At 62.3% G+C, this 20530-nt stretch carries 19 protein-coding genes; 10 read left to right on the top strand and 9 right to left on the bottom strand.

Going from position 1 to position 20530, the window contains the following annotated elements; all coding sequences use genetic code 11:
• The first annotated feature begins 100 nt into the window (after positions 1-100).
• The gene (locus KI811_RS12255) at positions 101-220 is read left to right on the top strand and encodes a geopeptide (protein WP_246551723.1); all 120 of its coding nucleotides are present in this window, start codon (positions 101-103) and stop codon (positions 218-220) included.
• 331 nt (positions 221-551) lie between these two features.
• Positions 552-1886 carry a geopeptide radical SAM maturase gene (gene gptM / locus KI811_RS12260; RefSeq protein ID WP_214186771.1) on the top strand — a complete coding sequence of 445 codons (1335 nt, stop codon included), beginning with the start codon at positions 552-554 and terminating at the stop codon, positions 1884-1886.
• A gap of 25 nt (positions 1887-1911) precedes the next feature.
• Here the strand turns inward: gptM and KI811_RS12265 are convergent, their stop codons facing one another.
• Positions 1912-3006, bottom strand: a complete 1095-nt coding sequence (locus KI811_RS12265) for an AAA family ATPase (RefSeq protein WP_214186772.1) — start codon at positions 3004-3006, stop codon at positions 1912-1914.
• A 140-nt stretch (positions 3007-3146) separates the two neighbouring features.
• Between KI811_RS12265 and KI811_RS12270 the strand changes: the two genes are divergently transcribed.
• From KI811_RS12270 to KI811_RS12290, 5 genes are all read left to right on the top strand, one after another.
• On the top strand, positions 3147-3701 hold the full coding sequence (locus tag KI811_RS12270; protein WP_214186773.1) for a chromate transporter: 555 nt from the start codon (positions 3147-3149) through the stop codon (positions 3699-3701).
• Entirely contained in the window at positions 3701-4225 is a 525-nt protein-coding gene (locus KI811_RS12275) for a chromate transporter (protein WP_214186774.1), read from the top strand. The genes KI811_RS12270 and KI811_RS12275 overlap by 1 nt, the downstream gene beginning before the upstream one ends.
• Positions 4226-4390: 165 nt before the next feature.
• Positions 4391-4636 (top strand): AbrB/MazE/SpoVT family DNA-binding domain-containing protein, encoded by a 246-nt coding sequence (locus KI811_RS12280; RefSeq protein ID WP_214186775.1) that lies wholly within the window; start codon positions 4391-4393, stop codon positions 4634-4636.
• A complete protein-coding gene (locus tag KI811_RS12285; protein ID WP_214186776.1) occupies positions 4633-5043 on the top strand; it encodes a type II toxin-antitoxin system VapC family toxin in 411 nt (136 codons plus the stop codon). The genes KI811_RS12280 and KI811_RS12285 overlap by 4 nt, the downstream gene beginning before the upstream one ends.
• 8 nt (positions 5044-5051) lie before the next feature.
• Positions 5052-6377: a radical SAM family protein gene (locus KI811_RS12290; protein WP_214186777.1), complete on the top strand. Its 1326-nt coding sequence runs from the start codon at positions 5052-5054 to the stop codon at positions 6375-6377.
• 85 nt (positions 6378-6462) lie between these two features.
• On the opposite strand, the gene KI811_RS12295 is transcribed toward KI811_RS12290, so the two are convergent.
• The 3 genes from KI811_RS12295 to ligA form a co-directional block, all read right to left on the bottom strand.
• Positions 6463-7191, bottom strand: coding sequence for a PEP-CTERM sorting domain-containing protein (locus KI811_RS12295; protein ID WP_246551724.1), 729 nt, complete (start codon positions 7189-7191; stop codon positions 6463-6465).
• Positions 7192-7501: 310 nt separating this feature from the next.
• Positions 7502-7777 (bottom strand): acylphosphatase, encoded by a 276-nt coding sequence (locus tag KI811_RS12300; RefSeq protein WP_214186778.1) that lies wholly within the window; start codon positions 7775-7777, stop codon positions 7502-7504.
• Between the two features lie 2 nt (positions 7778-7779).
• Complete coding sequence (gene ligA / locus KI811_RS12305; RefSeq protein WP_214186779.1) at positions 7780-9795, bottom strand: NAD-dependent DNA ligase LigA; 2016 nt, start codon at positions 9793-9795, stop codon at positions 7780-7782.
• Positions 9796-10029: 234 nt separating this feature from the next.
• On the opposite strand from ligA, the gene KI811_RS12310 reads away from it, so the two are divergent.
• The 3 genes from KI811_RS12310 to KI811_RS12320 all read left to right on the top strand — a co-directional run bounded on the left by KI811_RS12310 (position 10030) and on the right by KI811_RS12320 (position 14420).
• A complete protein-coding gene (locus tag KI811_RS12310) occupies positions 10030-11226 on the top strand; it encodes an OmpA family protein (protein ID WP_214186780.1) in 1197 nt (398 codons plus the stop codon).
• Positions 11227-11309: 83 nt separating this feature from the next.
• Positions 11310-12164 carry a KPN_02809 family neutral zinc metallopeptidase gene (gene ypfJ / locus KI811_RS12315; RefSeq protein WP_214186781.1) on the top strand — a complete coding sequence of 285 codons (855 nt, stop codon included), beginning with the start codon at positions 11310-11312 and terminating at the stop codon, positions 12162-12164.
• Positions 12165-12383: 219 nt separating this feature from the next.
• On the top strand, positions 12384-14420 hold the full coding sequence (locus KI811_RS12320; RefSeq protein ID WP_214186782.1) for an ATP-dependent helicase: 2037 nt from the start codon (positions 12384-12386) through the stop codon (positions 14418-14420).
• A gap of 109 nt (positions 14421-14529) precedes the next feature.
• On the opposite strand, the gene KI811_RS12325 is transcribed toward KI811_RS12320, so the two are convergent.
• The 5 genes from KI811_RS12325 to KI811_RS12345 form a co-directional block, all read right to left on the bottom strand.
• Positions 14530-15717, bottom strand: coding sequence for a class I SAM-dependent rRNA methyltransferase (locus tag KI811_RS12325; protein ID WP_246551725.1), 1188 nt, complete (start codon positions 15715-15717; stop codon positions 14530-14532).
• A gap of 65 nt (positions 15718-15782) precedes the next feature.
• Complete coding sequence (locus KI811_RS12330; RefSeq protein ID WP_004512990.1) at positions 15783-16058, bottom strand: ArsR/SmtB family transcription factor; 276 nt, start codon at positions 16056-16058, stop codon at positions 15783-15785.
• A gap of 125 nt (positions 16059-16183) precedes the next feature.
• Positions 16184-17161 (bottom strand): ABC transporter ATP-binding protein, encoded by a 978-nt coding sequence (locus KI811_RS12335; protein ID WP_214186783.1) that lies wholly within the window; start codon positions 17159-17161, stop codon positions 16184-16186.
• A complete protein-coding gene (locus KI811_RS12340; RefSeq protein ID WP_214186784.1) occupies positions 17158-18120 on the bottom strand; it encodes an ABC transporter ATP-binding protein in 963 nt (320 codons plus the stop codon). Before KI811_RS12340 ends, KI811_RS12335 begins: the two co-directional genes overlap by 4 nt.
• Before the next feature lie 118 nt (positions 18121-18238).
• A complete protein-coding gene (locus KI811_RS12345) occupies positions 18239-20371 on the bottom strand; it encodes an HD domain-containing phosphohydrolase (RefSeq protein ID WP_214186785.1) in 2133 nt (710 codons plus the stop codon).
• Positions 20372-20530 lie beyond the last annotated feature (159 nt).

Below are 20530 nucleotides of genomic sequence, written 5' to 3' on the forward strand. Positions count from 1 at the left end.
TGAGATGAGCGATATGGCTTATAGCAGATAAATTGCTTAGTTGTCCATTGTTTTATCCGCTCAGGGACCGAGCCCCATGGATGGAAGGGAGGTGAGATTCATGAGCCAAATGACGGATGAAGTGACGGTTCTTGACGCCGGGAGTCCGACTCCCCCGGAGGGGCCGACGGCCTGCTGCAAGGCTTCATTGGTGGCAACAATCGTTCAGCCGGAAGAGTAGCGTTAGTGGTAAAGGGGGGCTTTGCCCCCCGGCCCCCCACGTACTTTCTTTGGGCGGCCAAAGAAAGTACGCAAAGAAAACCGCCCCCGATGCCTTGGCCGCTGGCGCGGCTTCCCTCGCTCCGTCGGCCGCCGCGGCGGCGGCACAATTCGCTTCGCTCAGGGTGCCACCTTCTTCCGCAGCGTCCTTACTCACTCGGCTGCGGCAAAGGGGGAAAGGCGCAAAGGCGCAAAGGCAGCCACCCCCCTGCTTCGCTTGCGCTCGCTTCCCCCCTACAAGGTAGGGGGGATTGAGGGGGGTCCTTCCATGGTCCACCCCTCGGAGCCCTCCCATGATCCTCTCCCGTTATGTCACCTCCTACCTCTGCCCTGATTTTCCCGACCATCTCCTCCTCTTCTCCTGCCGTACCGGCGCGGTTGTTCGGGTCTCCCTCGTAACCCTCGAAGCGGCGCGGAGCGGCACCCTTTCTTCATCGGCGGCTGAGGTGCTGGGAAAGCACGGGTTCCTCACTCCCGACCGCGTCACGGAACGGGAGGAGATGCTTTCCTGGTTCGACCGGACCAACGCCCAGCGCCGCCGCGCCGGGGTCGTGGCGGTCATGACCCGCCGCTGCAACCTGGCCTGCCCCTACTGCTTCGAGGGAGGGCAGGCGCCGGCGGGTGACATGACGGAGGAGACCGCCGATCTTCTGGTGGCGATGATCGGGCGGGAATACTTCGCAAAAGGGTGGCGGGTGGATCTGGATTTCTACGGCGGCGAGCCGCTCCTGCGCCCGGACCTGATCCGGCGGATCGCCGCGCCCCTGAAGGCTGCGGGGGGCGGGTTGTTCCACGGCCATCTGGTCAGTAACGGCACCCTCATGGACCGGAAGGTGATGACGGAGCTTGTGGAGCTGGGGATCGAATCGGTGAAGGTGACCCTGGACGGCCCGCCCCGCGTCCACGACCGGTGCCGCCCCTACGGCGGCGGCACCGGCAGCTTCCGCGACATCCTGCGGGGGATGAGTGAGGTGGCGGACCTGGTGACGGTGCACGTGGGGGGGAATTTCACCCGCGAGACCTGGCGCGAGTATCCCGCGCTCCTGGACATCCTCCGGGCCGAAGGTTTCACCCCCGACCGGCTTGGCACGGTGCGGTTCACCCCGGCCGTGGGCGGGAAGGGAGGAAAGGCGCTCCCCCATTTTGTCAAGGGGTGCGTGACCTGCGAGGAGCCGTGGCTGGCCGAGGCGGAGCTGACCCTCCGAGATGAGCTGACGAGACGGGGGTTCCGGGTGCCGAAGCCCGGCCCCTTCTCCTGCATGATCGAGCTGGCGAGCGACCTGGCCGTGGATGCCAACGGCGCCTGCTACAAATGCCCCGCCTTCATGGGGCACGAAGGGTACGCCGCGGGGAACCTGCACGATGGCCTGACCGGCATTGCTCCGGCCTACGGGCGCGACATCTGGAAGCAGGAGGAGTGCTTTGACTGCACCTATCTTCCCTTGTGCTTCGGGGGCTGCCGCTTCATGGAACTGGTGGGAAAGGGGGCGGTTGACGCCGTGTCGTGCCAGCGGGAGTACCTGGGCGCCACCTTGGAGGCAATGGTATGCCGGGCGAATATCCCCTCACCCGCCCTTCGGGCACCCTCTCCCAAGGGGAGAGGGGCTACGATTTTCCCCTCGCCCTGAGGGAGAGGTGCAGGGGTGAGGGGGATTACGACAGCATTCTATCCAGTTCATCGAAGTCCAGCACCTTCTCCGCCTGGGCCTTGACGAGATCGATCTTCTCGGCGTCTTCGGCGCTGATCTTGGAGACGTGGTATTTCATGGCGGAGAAGATGTCGGCGGTGGTTTCGTGGATGCGGATGTAGGGGATGGAGCTGTCGTCGAGGATCTTCTGGGTTATGGCCGAGACCGGCGCGTGGCCGGGGATGACGAGGCCGGCGATTTTTTCCCGGTAGGCCGGGATGTTGTAGAGGGATGAGAGGGTGACGAGGAGTTCGTCCCGGGAGCTGGTCACCAGGAGCATGGTCGATTCGGCGAGCCCGTCGATGACCTTCTGGGACGAGGCGGCCCCCAGTTGGATGTGGTGGACGATGCGGGTACCCTGGCTCTGGTCTCCCCTGAGGGGGTGGGCCAGGAGTCGCGCGATGTTGTTGAGGGTGGGGTTGGCGAGGATCGGCGACCAGTCGAAGGCCCCGACGACGTTGATGCCGTGGGGCGTGAACGCCCGCTGGAGGTAGGAGAGGGAGGTCTCCCGCTTCTCGGGGATGAGCTTGTTGACCAGGAGCATCCGCAGGTCGGCCCCCTCCATCCGGTAGAGGGGGAGGTTCAACTGGACCGAGTCGATGACGTTGCCGATGCCTCCGCCGGAAACCATGATGACCGGTGCATCCACCAGCTTGGCCACCTTGGCGTTGTTCATGCCGATGACGGAGCCGACCCCGCCGTGCCCCGATCCTTCGATGATGAGGTAGTCGTTTTTCCGCTCCAGCTCCCGTACCGCCTCGGTGATCCGCTCCGCGGGCCAGAGGGTGGGGATCTCCCCGTCGATGAATCTCTTGGTGGAGCCCCGCTCCAGCACCACCGGCGACATGTGGGCGATGTCCTCTTCGAGGCCGAAGATGCGCGCCATGAGGGCCGCGTCCATATCGACGGTGATATCGTTGAAGAGCTGGCACTTGGGGCCGATGGCCTTGATGAAGCCGACCCTGCCGTACTTCTTCCGGGCCAGATGCATCAGCGAGACGCTGATGGTGGTCTTGCCCGAGTTCATTCCCGTTGCCGCGATGAAAACCTTCTTGCACATGGTGATTGCTGTCACCTCTGACCGCTGAGATCCACTGCCCAAACGCTAACTATAATTTTAGCAGAAGTTTCAATGCAAGCATGTATACCGTATGGCTTTTCCCTTGCCCCCCACGGATGCCCCTTGCTATAAGGAATTCCATGGAAACGACAGGTAACCGGGTATCCCTCGGGGAAATTTTTCGCACGTTCCTCATCATCGGCGTTACCGGCTTCGGCGGGGGGATGGCGGTGGTGGCCCTGGTGGAGCGGGTCTGCGTCCACGAGAAGGAATGGATTGGCCACGAGGAGTTCATGCACGGGCTTGCCTTCGGCCAGTTCCTGGGCCCCTTCTCCCTCAATGCCTGCACCTTCGTCGGGTGCACCCTCCGTGGCCGCATCGGGGGAACCGTGGCCGCGTTCGCCTTCATCCTCCCGTCGTTTCTGATTGTCTCGTTCCTTTCGCTCCTCTACTTCCGCTACCATGAGCTTCCCGAACTCCAGGCGGCACTGCAGGGGACCAACCCCGTCATCATCGCCCTGATCCTGGTGGCGGCAATTGGCATGGGCCGCAAGATCCGCGGTGTGGAGCCGTGGGCCATCGCCCTCCTTGCCTTCATTCTTGCCGCGTTCTTCCAGGTGAACGGCCTCGCGCTCCTGGTCCTGACCGCCCTCTGGTCCCTGGCCCGGGCCCGGTTCCGTCAGGAGCACCGCTGATGGGGTCCCTCGCCACCATTGCCTGGACGTTCCTGAAGATAGGCCTGGTCTTCGTGGGGGGAGGGTACGTCTTGATCCCGCTTCTCCACCGGATCATGGTGGACCAGTACCACTGGCTCACCATGAAGGAGTTCCTGGACGGCCTGGCCCTCTCCCAGCTCACCCCTGGCCCCCTGGCGATCCTCGCCACCTTCGTTGGGTTCCGGGCCGGCGGCTTTGCCGGCGCCCTGGCGGGTACCGTCGCGATCTTTCTCCCCTGCACCGCCCTCATGGTCTTTCTCACCCGGCGCTATGAGCGGCTGCGGAACATCCGCCTCATCCGCGAGGTGCTGGACGGGGTCGTGCCGGCCGTGGTGGGGCTCGTGGCCGCCGCCGGTTGGAAGCTGGGAGGTACCTCCCTCGTCTCGCTCCGTGACATTCTCCTCTTCGCCGCCGGCTTCGCCATCCTCCAGTTCACGAAGGTGAGTCCCCTGTTTGTCATCCTCGGCGCCGGGGCGCTGGGGTATTTCCTCCATTTTTCGTGAGGCGTAGGGATGAAGCAAGGTTACCTGCTTCGCCCTTGCCTGAATGGAGAAAAGGGCGAAGCAGGTGAGGCATTTGCTTCGCCCCTACATACGCTTTACTTTTCACGTAGCCCTTAGTATTCTTACTTTAAGGTTAAGGTAAGAAATATCATGGAGGTAAGAATCATGCTCTCAACGGTTACGTCGAAGGGGCAGATTACCATCCCGAAGGAGATACGGTCGCTCTTGAACATCAAGCCCAACGACCGGGTTGATTTCGTCATCGAGGGGGGAAGGGCCATCCTGGTGCCGGTGAAGACCCTCAGGGACCTGCGGGGCACCGTGGCTCCCCGGGAGGGAAGCAGCTTTGCCGGAGAGCGTGAAACCGCCAAGAGCGCGGTCGCCCAGCGCGTCCGCGAGGAGATGGAATGAACCGCTGCTTTGTCGACACCAACCTCTTTATTCGCTATCTCACCAACGACGACCCTGCTAAGGCCGACCGTGTTGAGAAGCTCCTGGACGACGCAGCCCGGGGCGATATCGCCCTGGTGACCACGGAGATGGTTATGGCCGAGGTGGTCTGGGTGCTGGAGTCAGCCTACGGGCTCAAGAGCATCGACGTCTCGCCCCTCATCCGGGGGATTCTCGCCACGCCGGGGCTGGAGGTTATCAACGCACCCCTCGTTTCCCGGGGGTTGGAATTCTACGAAACGCACAGCATTGACTTCATTGACGGCTACATCGCGGCGGTGATGGAAAAGCAGGGGATCACGGAGCTCTATTCTTTTGACCGCAAGCACGTCTCCCGCCTGAAGACCATCACCCGCAAGGAGCCGTAGGACTAACCATGAAACGAAAAACCCTTCCAAAACTCCTCTACGCCGACGCCCAGGGGAACATCTTCGATCACCCCGACCTCTGCATGGCCGGCATGAGCGGCCCCGACGCGGTCATCCCCGAGGGGGTGGAGCTGATCCCGCTCCCCGAGGGGAGCCGGCTCTTCACTATTCCCGACACCCCGCCCCTGGCCTGGGACGAGAAGCAGCGGAAGTTCGTGACCGTGGCCACGGTCCGCGAAGGGCGGCGGTCCCTGCCGGTGCAGGCGGTGTCGGCCTTCATGGCGCCGGGGTACGTGCGAACCCTACTCCCGGCCTGCGACTACGGCAAAAAGAAGGTGCACCTGCCGCTCTGGTCCTACACCGCCGTGGGGTGGGACGAGGAGCGGGACTGCTTCGTGGTGGCCGCCTCCCGGGTGGATACCAACGACAACTGGAACCCCTGCAACTACGACGACCGCAAGCTGGACCCCCTGGTGCGGGAGCGGCTGGCGGAGATGCCCAATAACCGCCTCCTGGAGCAGCTTGCCCGCTGCGCCGTGGACTACCACTGCTTTGCCGCCAAGAACCTCTTCTTCCGCCGCTGGGAGGCGCCCCTTCCCACCTCGCCGGCCTGCAATTCCCGGTGCCTGGGGTGCATCAGTCTCCAGCCATCGGACTGCTGCCCCTCGAACCACGAGCGGATCGGCTTCGTCCCCACTCCGGAAGAGATCGTGGAGCTGGCCCTGCCCCATCTGGAGCAGGCGCCGGAGCCCATTGTCTCCTACGGTCAGGGGTGCGAGGGGGACCCCATCATGCAGGCCGACACCGTGGCCGAGGCGACCCGGCGGCTCAAGAAGGCCACCAGTCGCGGGACCGTGAACTTCAACTCCAACGGCTCGTTCCCCGACCGGATCGCCCTGCTCTGCGACGCTGGCATGGACTCCATGCGCTTCTCCATGAATTCGGTGCGGGAAGAGTTCTACGACAAGTACTACCGGCCGGTGGGGTACCGCTTTGCCGACGTGAGGGAGTCGGTGCGGCTGGCCAAGGAGCGGGGGCTCTTCGTGATGATCAACTACCTAGTCTCGCCGGGGCTCTCGGACAATGCCGACGAGGTGGAGGCGCTCCTGCGCTTCATCGGCGACACCGGCGTCGACATGATCCAGATGCGGAACCTCTCCATCGATCCCGACTTCTACAACAAGCGGATGGGGGTCACGGGGCGGGGAATCGGCATGTACCGGATGCTTGAGCGGGTGAAGCGTGAGTTCCCGCGGATCCAGTACGGGTACTACAATCGGACCCGGGAGAACTTCTATCCGGCGGGGTTGGAGAAGAGCTGGCCGATCCGCTGATGCCAGTTTTTCAGCGCTGTTGAACGGAAAAGAGGCTTCCCGAACAGGAAGCCTCTTTTTGCGTGTGACGAATGGGCGTGTCGGTTCAGTTCTTGTTCCGGCGCCACCCGGCGAGGCCCAGGCCGGCGAGGCCCAGCCCCAGGAGCGCCACAGTGGAGGGTTCGGGGACGGTGGAGGTCTCATTGGGAGCCGCGGCAGGTAACTGTTCAAACGTCGCCGTCATGGTTCCGGATTTGAAGATGAGATCACCCTCGATGCCCGTCAGCGAAAAGGCGATCTGGGACAGGTCCGTCAGGAGAGCTGCATCGAGGGTTTGAGAAAGCTCGAATTCGCCGCTGTACCCTTTCTCCCCGCTTCTTTCAATGGTTGTGTACTTGACCTTGTTGCTGCCGCTTCCGATAAAATAGAACGAACTGCCCTTCTCTTGTAGAGATTCAGAGTATGCGGTTTGACCGGTTTGGGTTGCCCCGGCGATGGAAAGGGAAACCCCTTCCGCCGGGTTGATGTTCCAGGTGTCGAGGTAGCGGGTCATGAATTTATTGCCGTTGTCCTGGCTTACCCACGCTCCCGTGATGGTTTGTTGGCTCAGGGTGTCGGCATTGTCCTGAAACAGGAACATGGCAAAGGCGCTGGTGAGTAGGTAGCTGCTACCCGACGGCAGGGCGGAGGCGAGATCAAATGCCCCATTCATGGTGCTTTTTGGTGCAAGATAGCTATTGTCCGAGATGTTGTCGTTTACCGTAATCGTGAGCGCCGAGGCGCAGGTTGCCGAAAGGCATGCGGACACCGCGAGCATTGAAATAAAGGTCTTCATAAAGTCCCCCCAAGGGTATTGCGGCAATCCGACGGAATCCGTTCGCGTCTACCGGCCGTATAGAGATACGGTCCAAGACAGCAAACACTATGCCGTTATTTGGCAAGATTCACAGTTATCATGAAAGAAAGGGTAAGGGATTGAAATCAGGAGGGCATCGAATAAATTGTTTCGCATTTATGATATGTTGAACCTAATGCTTTTATTGGAGAGGCATGTATTGTGTAAAACATTCCGACGGTTTCGTAGTGTTTTTCGACAGCCAAATAACGATTAATGGTAACGTCCTGAATTTATTGGCACACACCTCTCAGTATCGGACGTCGAAACTGTCAAATTCTCCTTTAAACGGCTCCCTTTCCACAATCACCCGGTCGACCCGGGCCCGGGAAGGGCCGTGGTGGCACCACTCCACGAGGGCCTGGACGTCCGGCTCCTCCCCCTCGAAGCATCCCTGCACGTCGCCATTTGGCAGATTTTTTACCCAGCCGGTTACTCTGAGCTGATTTCCCTTGAGTACCGTGTGATGGCGGAATGCGACCCCCTGCACGAGCCCCTCGACGGTGACGATGGCGCGTATCTTCATGGTTATTGCTCTCCCTCCAGCATCTGCAGAAATCCATCCTCGGTGAGGACCGTTACCCCCAACTGCCGTGCCTTGTCCAGCTTGCTTCCCGCCTCGGCACCGGCCACCACGTAGTCGGTTTTCTTCGACACCGACCCGGCCGCGTGCCCCCCCTCGTTCTCCACCATTTTCTGGGCCTCGCTCCGGCTGAAGCGGGTCAGCGCCCCTGTGAAGACGAAGGTCTTGCCGGTGAACCTTCCACCCACCTTCTTCTCTTCCACGGTTGGCTCCACGCCCGCCTCGACCATCCGCCGGATGGTCTCGCGGTTTCCCTCGTTGTGGAAGAAGGTGGTGATGCTCCGGGCCACCTGGGGGCCGATCTCCCGAATGGAGAGGAGCTCCGCCTCTGTTGCCCGGGCCAGGTTGTCGATGCTCCCGAAGGCCGTGGCCAGGAGCCTTGCCGTGTGCTCCCCCACGTGGCGGATGCCGAGGGCAAAGATGAAGCGGGAGAGTTCCCGCCTTTTGCTGGCCTCGATGGCGTTCAGGAGGTTTTCCGCCAGTTTGTCCCCCATCCGGTCAAATTTCATGAAATCGTCCCTGGTGAGGGTGTAGAGGTCGGCCACGTTCCCCACGAGTCCCAGCCGCAGGAGTTGCTCGATGTACTTCTCGCCGAGCCCCTCCATGTCCATGGCGTTGCGGGAGGCGAAGTGGATGATGGACTCCCGGATCTGGGCCGGGCAGGAAAGCCCCATGCAGCGGACCGCCACCTCGTCGGGGATCTTCACCACCTCGGAGCCGCATTCGGGGCAGGCGGCGGGAATCGGCAGGAACCGCTCGCTCCCCGCGCGCTTCTCGGTGAGGACCCGCACCACCGCCGGGATCACGTCGCCGGCCCGCTCGATCACCACCGTGTCGCCGATGCGTATGTCTTTCCGCTCCATCTCCTCCCAGTTGTGGAGGGTGGCCCGGGAGACGGTGACCCCGGAGACCTCCACAGGGCGCAGGTTCGCCGTGGGGGTGATGACCCCGGTGCGCCCCACGGACGGGACGATGTCCTCGATGACCGTCACCGCCTGGCGGGGGGGGAACTTCACCGCCACGGCCCAGCGGGGGGAGCGGCTCTTTTCCCCCAACTCCCGCTGGAGGGAGAAGGAGTCCACCTTCACCACCACTCCATCGATCTCGTAGGGGAGGGTGTCGCGCCGGTCGGTCATCTCCCGGTAGAAGGAGAGCACCCCCTCGACCCCCGTCACCCGTCGGACCAGGGGATTGACCGGCAGCCCCCACTGCCGCATGGTGTCGAGGAATTCCGTCTGGGAGGCGAATGCGGCGCCCCGCACCTCGCCGGGGGCGTAACAGAAGATGGCCAGGGGGCGTCGGGCCGCGATACGGGGATCCAACTGGCGGATGGAGCCCGCCGCAGCGTTGCGGGGATTGGCAAAGGGGGGTTCCCCGTCCTCCTCCCGCTGGACGTTCAGTCTCTGGAACGCCTCCAGGGGGAGGTAGACCTCGCCCCGTACCTCCAGAAGCGCCGGCGGATGAGCGCATTCCAGCCGAAGCGGGATACTCTTCACGGTTTTCAGGTTCTGGGTGACGTTCTCCCCCACGAAGCCGTCGCCCCGGGTGGAACCCACGGCCAGGGAGCCATTCTCATAGACCAGTTCCACGGCCAGGCCGTCCATCTTGGGCTCGCAGACGTAGGCGATTTCTTCGGTAGCCGAAAGCCCCAGAACGCGCTTCACCCGTGCGTCAAACTCAGCAATGTCGCCGTCGGTGAAGGCGTTTTCCAGGGAGAGCATGGGAATCCGGTGGGTCACCTGCTCGAACTTGTCCAGGGGGGCCCCTCCCACCCGCCGGGTGGGGGAGTCGGGGGTGACCAGCTCGGGATGCTCTTGTTCCAGCTGCACCAGTTCCCGGTAGAGGAGGTCGAATTCCGCGTCGGTGATCTCGGGGCGGTCGAGAACGTAGTAGAGGTGGTCGTGACGCCTGATTTCGGCGCAAAGCTGGGCGATGCGCCGCTCGGCGGCGTTTCTGTCCATGGGAATCTCCGTGGTTCGGTAATAGGTGATGCTTATACCATAGCGGGGGTGCCATGGCAATTTGTCGGGAAGGTTTACATGGCTGTGTAGGGATTGGCTACAATCACGCCCATGCCGACGGTTGGCATGGGCGCAAGGGGGGGTGTTTTCGGTAACGCGGTGAAAGGATTGATAGTTGCATTAAGTATGGTTTAATTTCAGTTGTCGATGATTACCACGTCAAAGGAGGCTACCATGGCGACGAACCTGTTGGAGCAGCTTAGCGGGATGTTTACCAGCGACATAGTTGGGCAGATCGGCCATTTCCTGGGGGAGGGAACACCGGCTGTCCAGAAGGGGGTGCCGGCCGCCCTCTCGGCGCTGGTGGGAGCGGTAGCCTCCAAGGGGGCGACGACAGAGGGGGCGGCGCAGGTTCTCGATCTTGTCCGCTCGGGCGGGTTCGGGGAGAAAACCCTCTCGGGCATGGCCGCGTCGCTCTCCGGGGGCGCCGATACCAAGGGGCTCCTGGAACGGGGCACCTCCCTGGTCGGGTCGATCCTCGGCAACAGGGCCGGCGGTGTTGCGGACTGGCTATCGTCTGTGAGCGGCCTCGGAAAGGGGAGCGCCCAGTCGCTGCTGGCTCTCCTGGCCCCCTTCGTCATGGGGATGATCGGCAAGGAGGCGAAGGAGAAGGATCTGGGGGCGGTGGGGCTTTCGGGGCTTCTGGGTGGCCAGGGGACATTTCTGCAGCAGGCGGCCCCGGCTGGACTGGCCGGCCTTCTCGGCCTCTCCACCTTATCCGGCCTGGGAGGCGGCGCGTGCCCCAGCACTATCTTCTCCGGTCCCGTCGGCACGATCTTATGGCTTCTGACGGGCCTCATCATTGCGTTTATCATGTACACCCTGCCCCAGCGCTGCTCCATGAAGACCCCGGTAATCCAGCCGGCGCCGCCGCAGGTGCAGATGCCTGCCGTCAAGGTGGATCCGAAGCTGGGGGCTTTCGGTGACGTGACGCTTCCCGACGGCGTCACGCTGAACATCCCCGAATTCGGCATCGAGCGCAAGCTCCTCGCCTTCATCCAGGATGCGGGGAGGCCCGTGGACAAGACCACCTGGTTTACCTTCGACCGGCTCCAGTTCGAGACTGGCAGCGCCGTGCTGAAGCCCTCGTCCCAGGAGCAGCTCGGCAATATCGCCGCGATCCTCAAGGCGTTCCCCCAGGTGGCCATCAAGATCGGCGGCTACACCGACAACGTGGGTGATCCCCAGGCGAACCTCAAGCTCTCCAAGGACCGGGCAGCCAACACCATGCAGGAACTGGTGAAGCTCGGCATCGATCCTTCCCGCCTTGAGGCCGAAGGGTACGGGGATGAGCATCCGGTTGCCGACAATGCCACGGAGGAGGGACGGCAGCAGAACAGACGGATCGATGTCCGGGTGACGAAGAAATGATGGAACGGGGCACGGGTGACAGGTCGCGGTTTCCCGTGCCCCTTCCGTATTCAGACGCCAAGTCTCGATAGGAGTCATGTGACATGCGATGGAGTGACGGACGGAGAAGCGACAACGTGGAAGACCGCCGGGGGATGACGATGGGCCGGAAGGTGGTGGGGGGCGGCATCGGCACGATCATCCTCGCGCTGGTCGCCATGTACTTCGGCATCGACCCGTCGGTGGTCCTGCAGCAGGGGGGCTCTCCCCTCACGGCGCCGACCGAGACGAGACAGGCCGGCAAGCCCCCTGCCAACGACGAGTTAGCCCAGTTCGTGTCGGTGGTCCTGGCCGATACCGAGGACACCTGGCACGAGCTCTTCCGGAAGAACGGCAAGACCTACCAGGAGCCGAAGCTGGTTCTCTTCACTGGCGCCGTGGAGTCGGCCTGCGGCTATGCCCAGGCCGCCATGGGCCCCTTCTACTGCCCCATGGACCAGAAGGTCTACATCGACCTCGGCTTCTACCGCGACCTGAAGGATCGCTTCCAGGCACCGGGGGATTTTGCCCAGGCGTACGTCATTGCCCACGAAGTGGGGCACCACGTCCAGTCGCTCCTGGGGATTTCGGAGAAGATCCATGATCTGCAGCAGCGGAGCGGCAAGGCCGAGGCGAACCAACTCTCGGTGCGGCTCGAACTCCAGGCCGACTGCCTGGCCGGTATCTGGGCCCACCACGCCAACCGGACACGGCAGATTCTGGAAGCCGGCGACGTGGAGGAGGCGCTCCAGGCGGCCACCAGCATCGGCGACGACCGCCTCCAGCAGCAGGCCCAGGGGTATGTCGTCCCCGAGAGCTTCACCCACGGCAGTTCCGAGCAGCGGGTCCGCTGGTTCAGGTCCGGCCTCGAAAGCGGAAGCTTCGGGTCATGCAATACCTTCGGGGGCGGCACGCTGTGAGGATATGGCGGCAGGGGGATGGATTCAATTTCTGCAACCCTGTGGTGCCAGAGCTGTTGAAGCATTGTTGCAGCCGCCGCCTTACGCACGTCCCCTTGGCACGGTAATCGCTCCCTTGCATTTTTGCTGAAACCTCTGCTATCAATGATGACAGCCGGGCCCCATAGCCCGGCTGTCGTGCGTCTGGAGCACCGATTCAACTGTTTCGAGGATTATTTCATGCTTGATCTCTCCACCCTCAATCCCCCCCAGCGGGCCGCCGCGGAGCAAACCGAGGGGCCGCTTCTTGTCCTGGCCGGCGCCGGTTCCGGCAAGACCCGGGTCATCACGTACCGGATCGGCCATCTCCTCCTCGACAAGAAGGTGAAGGCCGAGAACATCCTGGCGGTCACCTTCACCAACAAGGCGGCCGGCGAGATGAAGGAGCGGGTTCGCGAGCTGGTGGGGCGCGGCAAGGCCAAGGGGATGGTCATCTCCACCTTCCACTCCCTGGGGGTCCGGATCCTGCGCCGGGACATCGAGCGGCTCGGCTACAAGAAGAACTTTTCCATCTACACCACCTCGGATCAGATCGGCCTCATCCGCCAGGCCATGCGGGAGGTGAACGCCGACGGGAAGAAGTTCGACGCCGAGACGCTCCTTTGGCGGATTTCCGGCTGGAAGAACGGGCTCATCACCCCCGACCGGGCCGTTCCCCGCTACGACGATCCCGATGAACTGCTCGCCTGCGACGTCTATCCCCGCTACCAGGCGCTCCTCCACGCCTGCAATGCCATCGATTTCGACGACATCATTATGCTGACGGTGCGACTCCTCCAGGATTATCCGGAAGTCCTCGACCACTGGCAGGAGCGGTTCCGCTACATCATGGTGGACGAGTACCAGGACACCAACGCCTCGCAATATCTCTTCATCTCCCTTCTGGCGAAAAAGTACCGCAACCTCTGCGTGGTGGGGGACGACGACCAGTCCATCTACGGCTGGCGCGGGGCCGACGTGGGGAATATCCTCGATTTCGAGCGGGACTACCCAGGGTGCCGGGTGGTGAAGCTGGAGCAGAACTACCGCTCCACCGGGACTATCCTGGAGGCGGCCAACCAGGTCATCAAGAACAACGCGAAGCGGAAGGAGAAGCGCCTCTGGACCGACGTGGGGGAGGGGCGCCCCATCGACATGGTCATCGCCCAGGACGACGAGGAGGAGGCGACCCTAGTGGTGGAGCGGCTCCAGATGGAGCGCTACCAGCACAACCTCTCCTTCGGCGACTTCGCCATCCTCTACCGGACCAATTCCCAGAGCCGGGCCTTCGAGGAGCAGCTCCGCTTCGAGGACATCCCCTACGTGCTGGTGGGGGGGATGCAGTTCTACGAGCGGAAGGAGGTGAAGGACGCCCTCTCGTACCTGAAGGTGATCGACAACCCCCTGGACGAGCAGGCGCTCCTTCGGGTGGTGAACTTCCCCCGCCGGGGGATCGGCGACGGGACCGTGGTGAAGGTCAACCAGTGGTCCCTGGAGCACGAGTGCCCGCTTCTGGAGGCCATGGGGCGGGTGGGGGAGATCGAGGGGATCACCGAGGCGATGCGGGAGAAGGTCCTCGCCTTCCACCGGCTCATCACCGGCGCGGCCGGGGAGTTCCGCCGCCCCGGCAACCTGGCGGCACGGGTGAAGGGGTTCTACGACCGGATCGGCCTTGAGGAGGAGCTCTACCGGACCATCGAGGAGCCGGCCACGGCCCGGCGCAAGGTGGAGAACGTGGAGCAGATCATCAACTCCATGGCGGGGTACGAGGAGCGGATCCCCGGGGCGACCCTCTCGGGGTTCCTGGAAAAGGTATCGCTCATGGACGAGGACCGCTTCAGCGGCAAGGACAAGAAGGAGCACGGCAAGGACGCCGTCACCCTCATGTCGCTCCACTCCAGCAAGGGGCTGGAGTTTCCCTTCGTCTTTCTGGCGGGGTTCGAGGAGGAGATACTCCCCCACAAGAAGTCAGTGGAGGAGGGGATGAGTATCGACGAGGAGCGGCGCCTCTGCTACGTGGGGATCACCAGGGCCCGGAAGCACCTGACCATCACCCGCTGCCTGTACCGGAAGAAGTACGGCAAACTCTTGGAGCGGCAGCCGAGCCGGTTCCTGGAAGAGATACCCGACCGGCTCCTGCAGGTCCATGAAGGTGAGGTGAAGAAGGCCGCCACCGAGGAGGAGCAGGAGGCCATGGCCCAGGATTTCTTCGCGCGGATGCGGGCGAAGCTGGGGTGATTGAAAACTTCAGGTTACACACAGAGCAAGACACAGAGTTACAAGCCAAACAATCATAGAGGGGTTTCCCTGTGTTTCAGTGTCACTGTGTTGAATTGGATTTTGACGGTTAAACGCACTGCAATACGAAACACTTGAGATACTCGGTCTCCGGCACGGCCAGGAGTACCGGGTGGTCCGGGGCCTGGGAGCGGGTCTCCACGATCCGTACCTGCCGCCCCGCCTGGCGGGCCGCCTGGGCCAGGAGATCCCTGAACAGCTCCCGCCCCATGTGGTAGGAGCAGGAGCAGGTGATCAGGTACCCTCCTGCGTCGAGGAGTTCCAGCCCTCGCCGGTTGATGGTGAGGTATCCCTTTTCCGCCTCCTTCAACGCCTTCTTGTTCTTCACGAAGGCAGGGGGATCGAGGACCACCACGTCGAAGCGCCGCCCCTCGTGCCTCAGGCTCCGGAGCCGGTCAAAGGCGTCGCAGACTTCCACACGCACCACCCCTCCCAGCCCGTTCAGGGCGGCGTTCTCCCGGGCAAGGGCCGCGGCCCGCTCCGAGATGTCGAGGCAGGTCACTTCCGCGGCGCCAAAGGCCGCGGCATGGACTCCCCAGCTCCCCGAGTAGGAGAAACAGTCCAGGACCCTCTTTCCTGCCGCCATTCCCTTCAGCACGAGATGGTTTTCCTTCTGGTCCAGAAAGTGGCCGGTCTTCTGGCCTCCGGCCAGGTCAACCCGGAAGCGCAGGCCGTGCTCCTCCGCCTCCACCGTTTCCGGGATCTCCCCATGCAGGACTTCCACCGTTTCCGCCAGCCCCTCCAGTGACCGCACGGCCACGTCGTTGCGGGCGATGATTCCCTTGGGGGCGAGGATCTCAACAAGGGCCTCCACGATGGCCCCCCGGCGCGCCTCCATCCCCGCGGTCAGGATCTGGACCGAAAGCCAGTCGCCATACTTGTCGACCACGAGGCCGGGGAGGAAGTCTCCCTCGCCGTGGACGATGCGGAAAGTCGACATGTCCGGATAGAGGCGGTGCCGCAGGTCAAGCGCCCGGCCGATCCGCTCCTTGAAAAACGCCGGCGAATCGATCTCCTCCCGTTCCCGGGAGAGGAGCCGCACCGCGATGAGGGAGTGGGGGTTGTAGTAGCCGGTGCCCAGAAATCCGCCCCCTGTATCGTAGACCTCGGCGGTGGCGCCGGGGATCCGTTCCCCCTTTGTCTCCCGGATCTCGTTGCTGAAGACCCAGGGGTGGCCTCCCCTGATTCGGCGGTCTTCGCCACGGTTGAGGGTCACGCGGATAGTGGTCGTTTCCATGGTCATCTCCAAAAAAAATCCCCTCGCCGGGAGGGGATTCGTGGTGTTGGTGTGCAAGCTGCCGTTCAGCCGAGAACCTCGATGAGCTTCTTGGCCAGGGGGTGTACCACCGAGTAGTGGACTTCCACCCCGTCCCGCTTCCCCTCGATGATCCCCTTGTTCTTCAGAAGGGCCAGATGCTGGGAAACGGTGGCCTGGGGAAGTCCGAGGCACTCCCAGATATGCTTCACGTTGCACTCCCGCGTGCAGAGCCCTGCAACGATCTTGAGCCGGATCGGGTGGCCGAGCACCTTGAAGATTTCCGCTTCCTCGGAGAAATTTCTGCTGATGTCGAAGTCCATGGATTCCGTCCTGTGTGCCGGGGGAGAACCCTTGCCATGCAGAGTGCAACTCCCCTCACGTTTGAGGAAAAATCTAAATATATTTATATTGTTCCCGACCTATGTTGTCAAGGAAAAGGTACCGATTAGCAAAACAGTTTATTGCTGAAATGACAGGCTGCCAGATGCCCTGTCCGCTTTTCTTCGAGGGGAGGGGAAGTGGTGGCGCAGACCGGTTCCGCATAGGGGCAGCGGGGGTGGAAGGGGCATCCCGTCGGCGGGTTGAGGGGGGTGGGGGGATCCCCCTTGAGGATGATCCGTTTCTTCCCCTCGGAAGGGGTGATCCGGGGAACAGCCGACAGGAGCGCCTCGGTGTAAGGGTGCTGGAAGCGGGTGAAGATGTCGTCCCGGGGGCCGGTCTCGACAATCCTCCCCAGATACATGACCGCAACCCGGTCGCTCAGATGCCGGACCACGGAGAGATCATGGGCGATGAAGAGGTAGGAGAGCCCCAGGGTCCGCTTCAACTCGTCCAGGAGATTGATGATCTGGGCCTGGATGGAAAGGTCAAGGGCCGACACCGGCTCATCGGCAACAATCAGTCTTGGAGATACCGCCAGTGCCCGGGCAATGCCGATCCGTTGCCGCTGCCCTCCGGAAAACTCGTGGGGGTAGCGGTTGATCTGCTCCGCCGTGAGTCCTACCATCTCCATGAGCTCCAGGACCCGATCCCGGCGCCTCTCCTTCGGGACGAGGCCGTGGATGGCCAGGGGCTCGCCGATGATGTCCCCGACCCGCATCCGCGGGTTGAGAGACGAGAAAGGGTCCTGGAAGATCATCTGCACGTCCTTGCGGAAGGCAGCCCGTTCATCAGCCGTCGTCCCGGCCATATCTGCGCCCCGGAACCGGATTGCGCCGCCGTCGGGCTCAAGAAGACCCATGAGGAGCTTGCCCACGGTGGACTTGCCGCAGCCGGATTCGCCGGCAAGCCCCAGGGTTTCCCCCTCTCCTATCCGGAGCGATACGCCGTCGACGGCCCGCAGCACCTTGCGGGGGGTGAAGGGATTGGGTCTTACGATAAAGGTCTTGGAGATGTTTTCCAGTTCGATGAGAGGTGTCGTCATCGGTATTTCCAGCACCGGACCCGGTGTCCCGGCGTGATCTCCCTGAGCTGAGGCGTTTCCCGGTTACATTCCCACTGTTTCCGGGGGCAGCGGGAGCAGAAACCGCAGCCGGGGAGATCCCCGAAGAGGCTCGGCACGTGGCCCGGTATCGTCGTGAGGGGGCGGCCCGGTTCGCTCCGCTGGGGGAGCGAGGCGAGAAGCCCTTCGGTGTAAGGGTGGAGGGGAGTGGCCAGGAGCTTATCCGTGGGGCCTTCTTCCACGATCCGGCCCGCGTACATGACAAGGGTCCGGTCGGCCCGTTCGGCCACCACCCCCAGGTCGTGGGTGATGAGGAGAAGCGCCATCCGGTGCTCTTCCCGGAGCCGGTCCATGAGCTCCAGGATCTGGGCCTGGATGGTTACGTCGAGGGCGGTGGTCGGTTCGTCGGCAATGAGGAGCCGGGGTTTGCAGGCAAGGGCCATGGCGATCATGACCCTCTGGCGCATCCCTCCTGAAAGCTGGTGGGGGTAGTCCCGGAGTCTTTCGGCCGGGGAGGGAATCCCCACCTGGGCCAGGAGCCGCGCCGCTTCCTCCAGTGCCTCCCGCCGGGAGACTCCCCGGTGGATGATCAATCCCTCCGCGATCTGTCGGCCGATGGGAAATACCGGGTTCAGGGAGGTCATGGGCTCCTGGAAGATCATGGCGATCCGGTTTCCGCGGATGTCCTGCATCTCTTCGTCGCTGACACGGAGGAGGTCGCGTCCGTCAAAAACGATTTCGCCTGCCGTGATCACGCCGGGGGGGAGGATAAGGCGCAGGAGCGACAGGGCGGTCACACTCTTGCCGCATCCGGATTCTCCCACGACGGCCACGGTCTCGCCTTCGGCCACGGTGAAATCGACGCCGTTCACGGCATGAACGTCCCCCGCGGAGAGGCGGAAGCGGGTGGTGAGCCCTCTGACGGTGAGAAGGTCCGGCACGATGGGGTTCCTGAAATGGTAATTGCGCTGATGTGTGATGTGCGGGTCAGGGAGACCTTATACCATGATCACGGAAGGGGGGCAAATCGTTATGCGATGTTGGGGAGAGACGGTAAGGTCAGCCGACGCGGACACCGTAATCGCTGAGGGGGACCACTTTGCGCCGTTCCCGCACCAGGGTCCCTTCCATGTCGGATTTGTCGCAGGAGAAGCCAAAGGTGCCGCTCTCGATGAGTTCGATGAAGTGAGGCACCAGTTCCGGGTCGAACTGGGCTCCGGCGTGGTCGATCAGTTCCTTTGCCGCCGTTTCAACGGGAAGCGCTTTGCGGTAGGGGCGGTCTGATGTCATGGCGTCAAAGGCGTCGGCGATGGCGAGGATGCGCGACTCCAGAAGGAGTTCGCCGGCGGGGATGCGGTTCGGGTAGCCCCGGCCGTCGTACCGCTCGTGGTGCTGGCCGATGCAGATGCGGACATCCTGGAGGAAGTCGATGGGCTCCAGAATCCGCATGCCGATGACCGGATGCTGCTGGAGGTCGTGAATTTCCTCGGGAGAGAGCTTTCCTTCTTTGTGGAGAAGGTTCAGGTCGATGCCGATCTTTCCGATGTCGTGGAGGATGGCGGCCCGTTCGATAATTTTGAGCCGTTCGGGGGGGAGCGTCAGTTTGCGGGCCAGCTCCAAAGAATAGCGGGTCACCCGCTCCGAATGGCCGCGGGTGTAGCTGTCGCTGGCCTCGATGGCAGAGACAAGGGCCTGGATCGTATGGAGATAGGTGGCCTGCTGCTCGTCGTAGAGCTGGGCGTTCTTGATGGCGATGCTCGCCTGGGCGGCGATGGTGACGAGAAGTTCCAGTTCTTCCGCGTTGTAGGTGGAACTGTCCCGCTTGTTGACGGCGGTGATGGTGCCGATGATCTCGTCCTTGACCATGAGCGGCGCGCAGATGAGGTTTTTGCGCTCATAGCCCAGGGCGCTGAAACGGTCGAACTGGGGAAACTCGTTGATGTCGGGAATGAGGAGCGGAGTTCGGTTTTCAATGACCCAGGCAGAAACGCTCGAAGGCTTCATCTGCAGGACGGTGGAGGCTTCCGGCGTCACTTCGTGCCCCAGGAGCGTGGTGACCCGCAGGTTCCGTCCCTGCTGGTTGTAGAGGATGATATATCCGATCTCCGCTTTGAGCGTCTCAACGGTGGTCCGCACGATGAGATCGAAGATCTTCTCGCTCTCCATGGTGGAGTTGACGGCGAGACCAACCTTGTACAGGGTCGAGAGGCGGGCCACGGCCCGCTCCAGGTTTACGTTCTTGTCTTCGAGTTCGCTGGCGAGGTCGGCGATGCGGTAGTTGGCCTCCTCGATCTCCTCGATCCGCTCCTCCATGCCGACGTTGAGGTTTTCGATCTCCCGGAGTTGCTCCTCCAGTTTCTGGTTCATGAGGTGCATCTCGTGGTGGTGGGCAAGTTTTGACTGGGCCCGTGCCAGTTCCCGTTCGTGGCCGATGGTGGTGTCCACGAAGTAGCGGAGTTTGCTCACCATCATGTTGAAGTTGTCGGAGAGGGTTTTCATCTCGGTGCTGCTGGCAATATCGGTCTGGACGTCGAAATCGCCCCGCTCTATCCCTTGCATGGACGAGATAATGGCCTTGAGCGGACGGTTCACGTAGGCGTGGAGAAAAATGAAAATGGTGGCGAGAATGAGGACGACCATGGTCAGCATCGAGACCGACATGAAGAACTTGTCCTGATCAAGATACGACTCAAGGTACTTTATGGAGAGTTCAACCTCGAGGGCGCCAAGGAGCGTGGTGCCGGCATCGTGGCAGGCATGGCACGCCGGTTTGTTGTAAATGGGGGCTATGCTCTTGAAAACTTTGTCGCTGTCTTCGTTGCCGACATTAACGAGAGCGATTCGTTTCCCCTCCTTGTACATCTCCAGGTCGGCGGGACTGACTTGAAGACCGATTTCCGGCTTGATGGCGGAGTTGAGGATACGGCCCGTTTCGTCAAAAATCCGCAGGTTCTCGATCTTGTCCTTTTCCTTTAACCGACCGAGGATGCGTTGCACCTCGTCGGTCCGGCCACTCATCATCACGTTCTCAATGGTGCTTTGGAGCGTCGTGGTAAGAAGGACGGCGTTTTGGGCGGAGATCTGCGTTATCAGCCGCTTCTGGTGCTGATATTCCAGGATGCTGACTACGAAGACGAGTAAGCTCACAATGAGGGTTATCGTCCCGAGTATTTTGACTTTCAGTGAATTCATAGCGTCAATATATCGACTGCCCCTGGCAACGTCGGTGTTTAGCGTGGCCTTTTTGGGTCTGAAGTATGGCTATATAGCGATTAGTTTTGGTTAATGCTGCATTTTATGGGTTGCGAAAGCGTTTTTCGGTTGCCGTCCACAGGATGACGATACTAGTCC

It is taken from the genome of Geobacter hydrogenophilus, from assembly GCF_018501225.1.
Taxonomy (GTDB): Bacteria; Desulfobacterota; Desulfuromonadia; order Geobacterales; family Geobacteraceae; genus Geobacter; species Geobacter hydrogenophilus.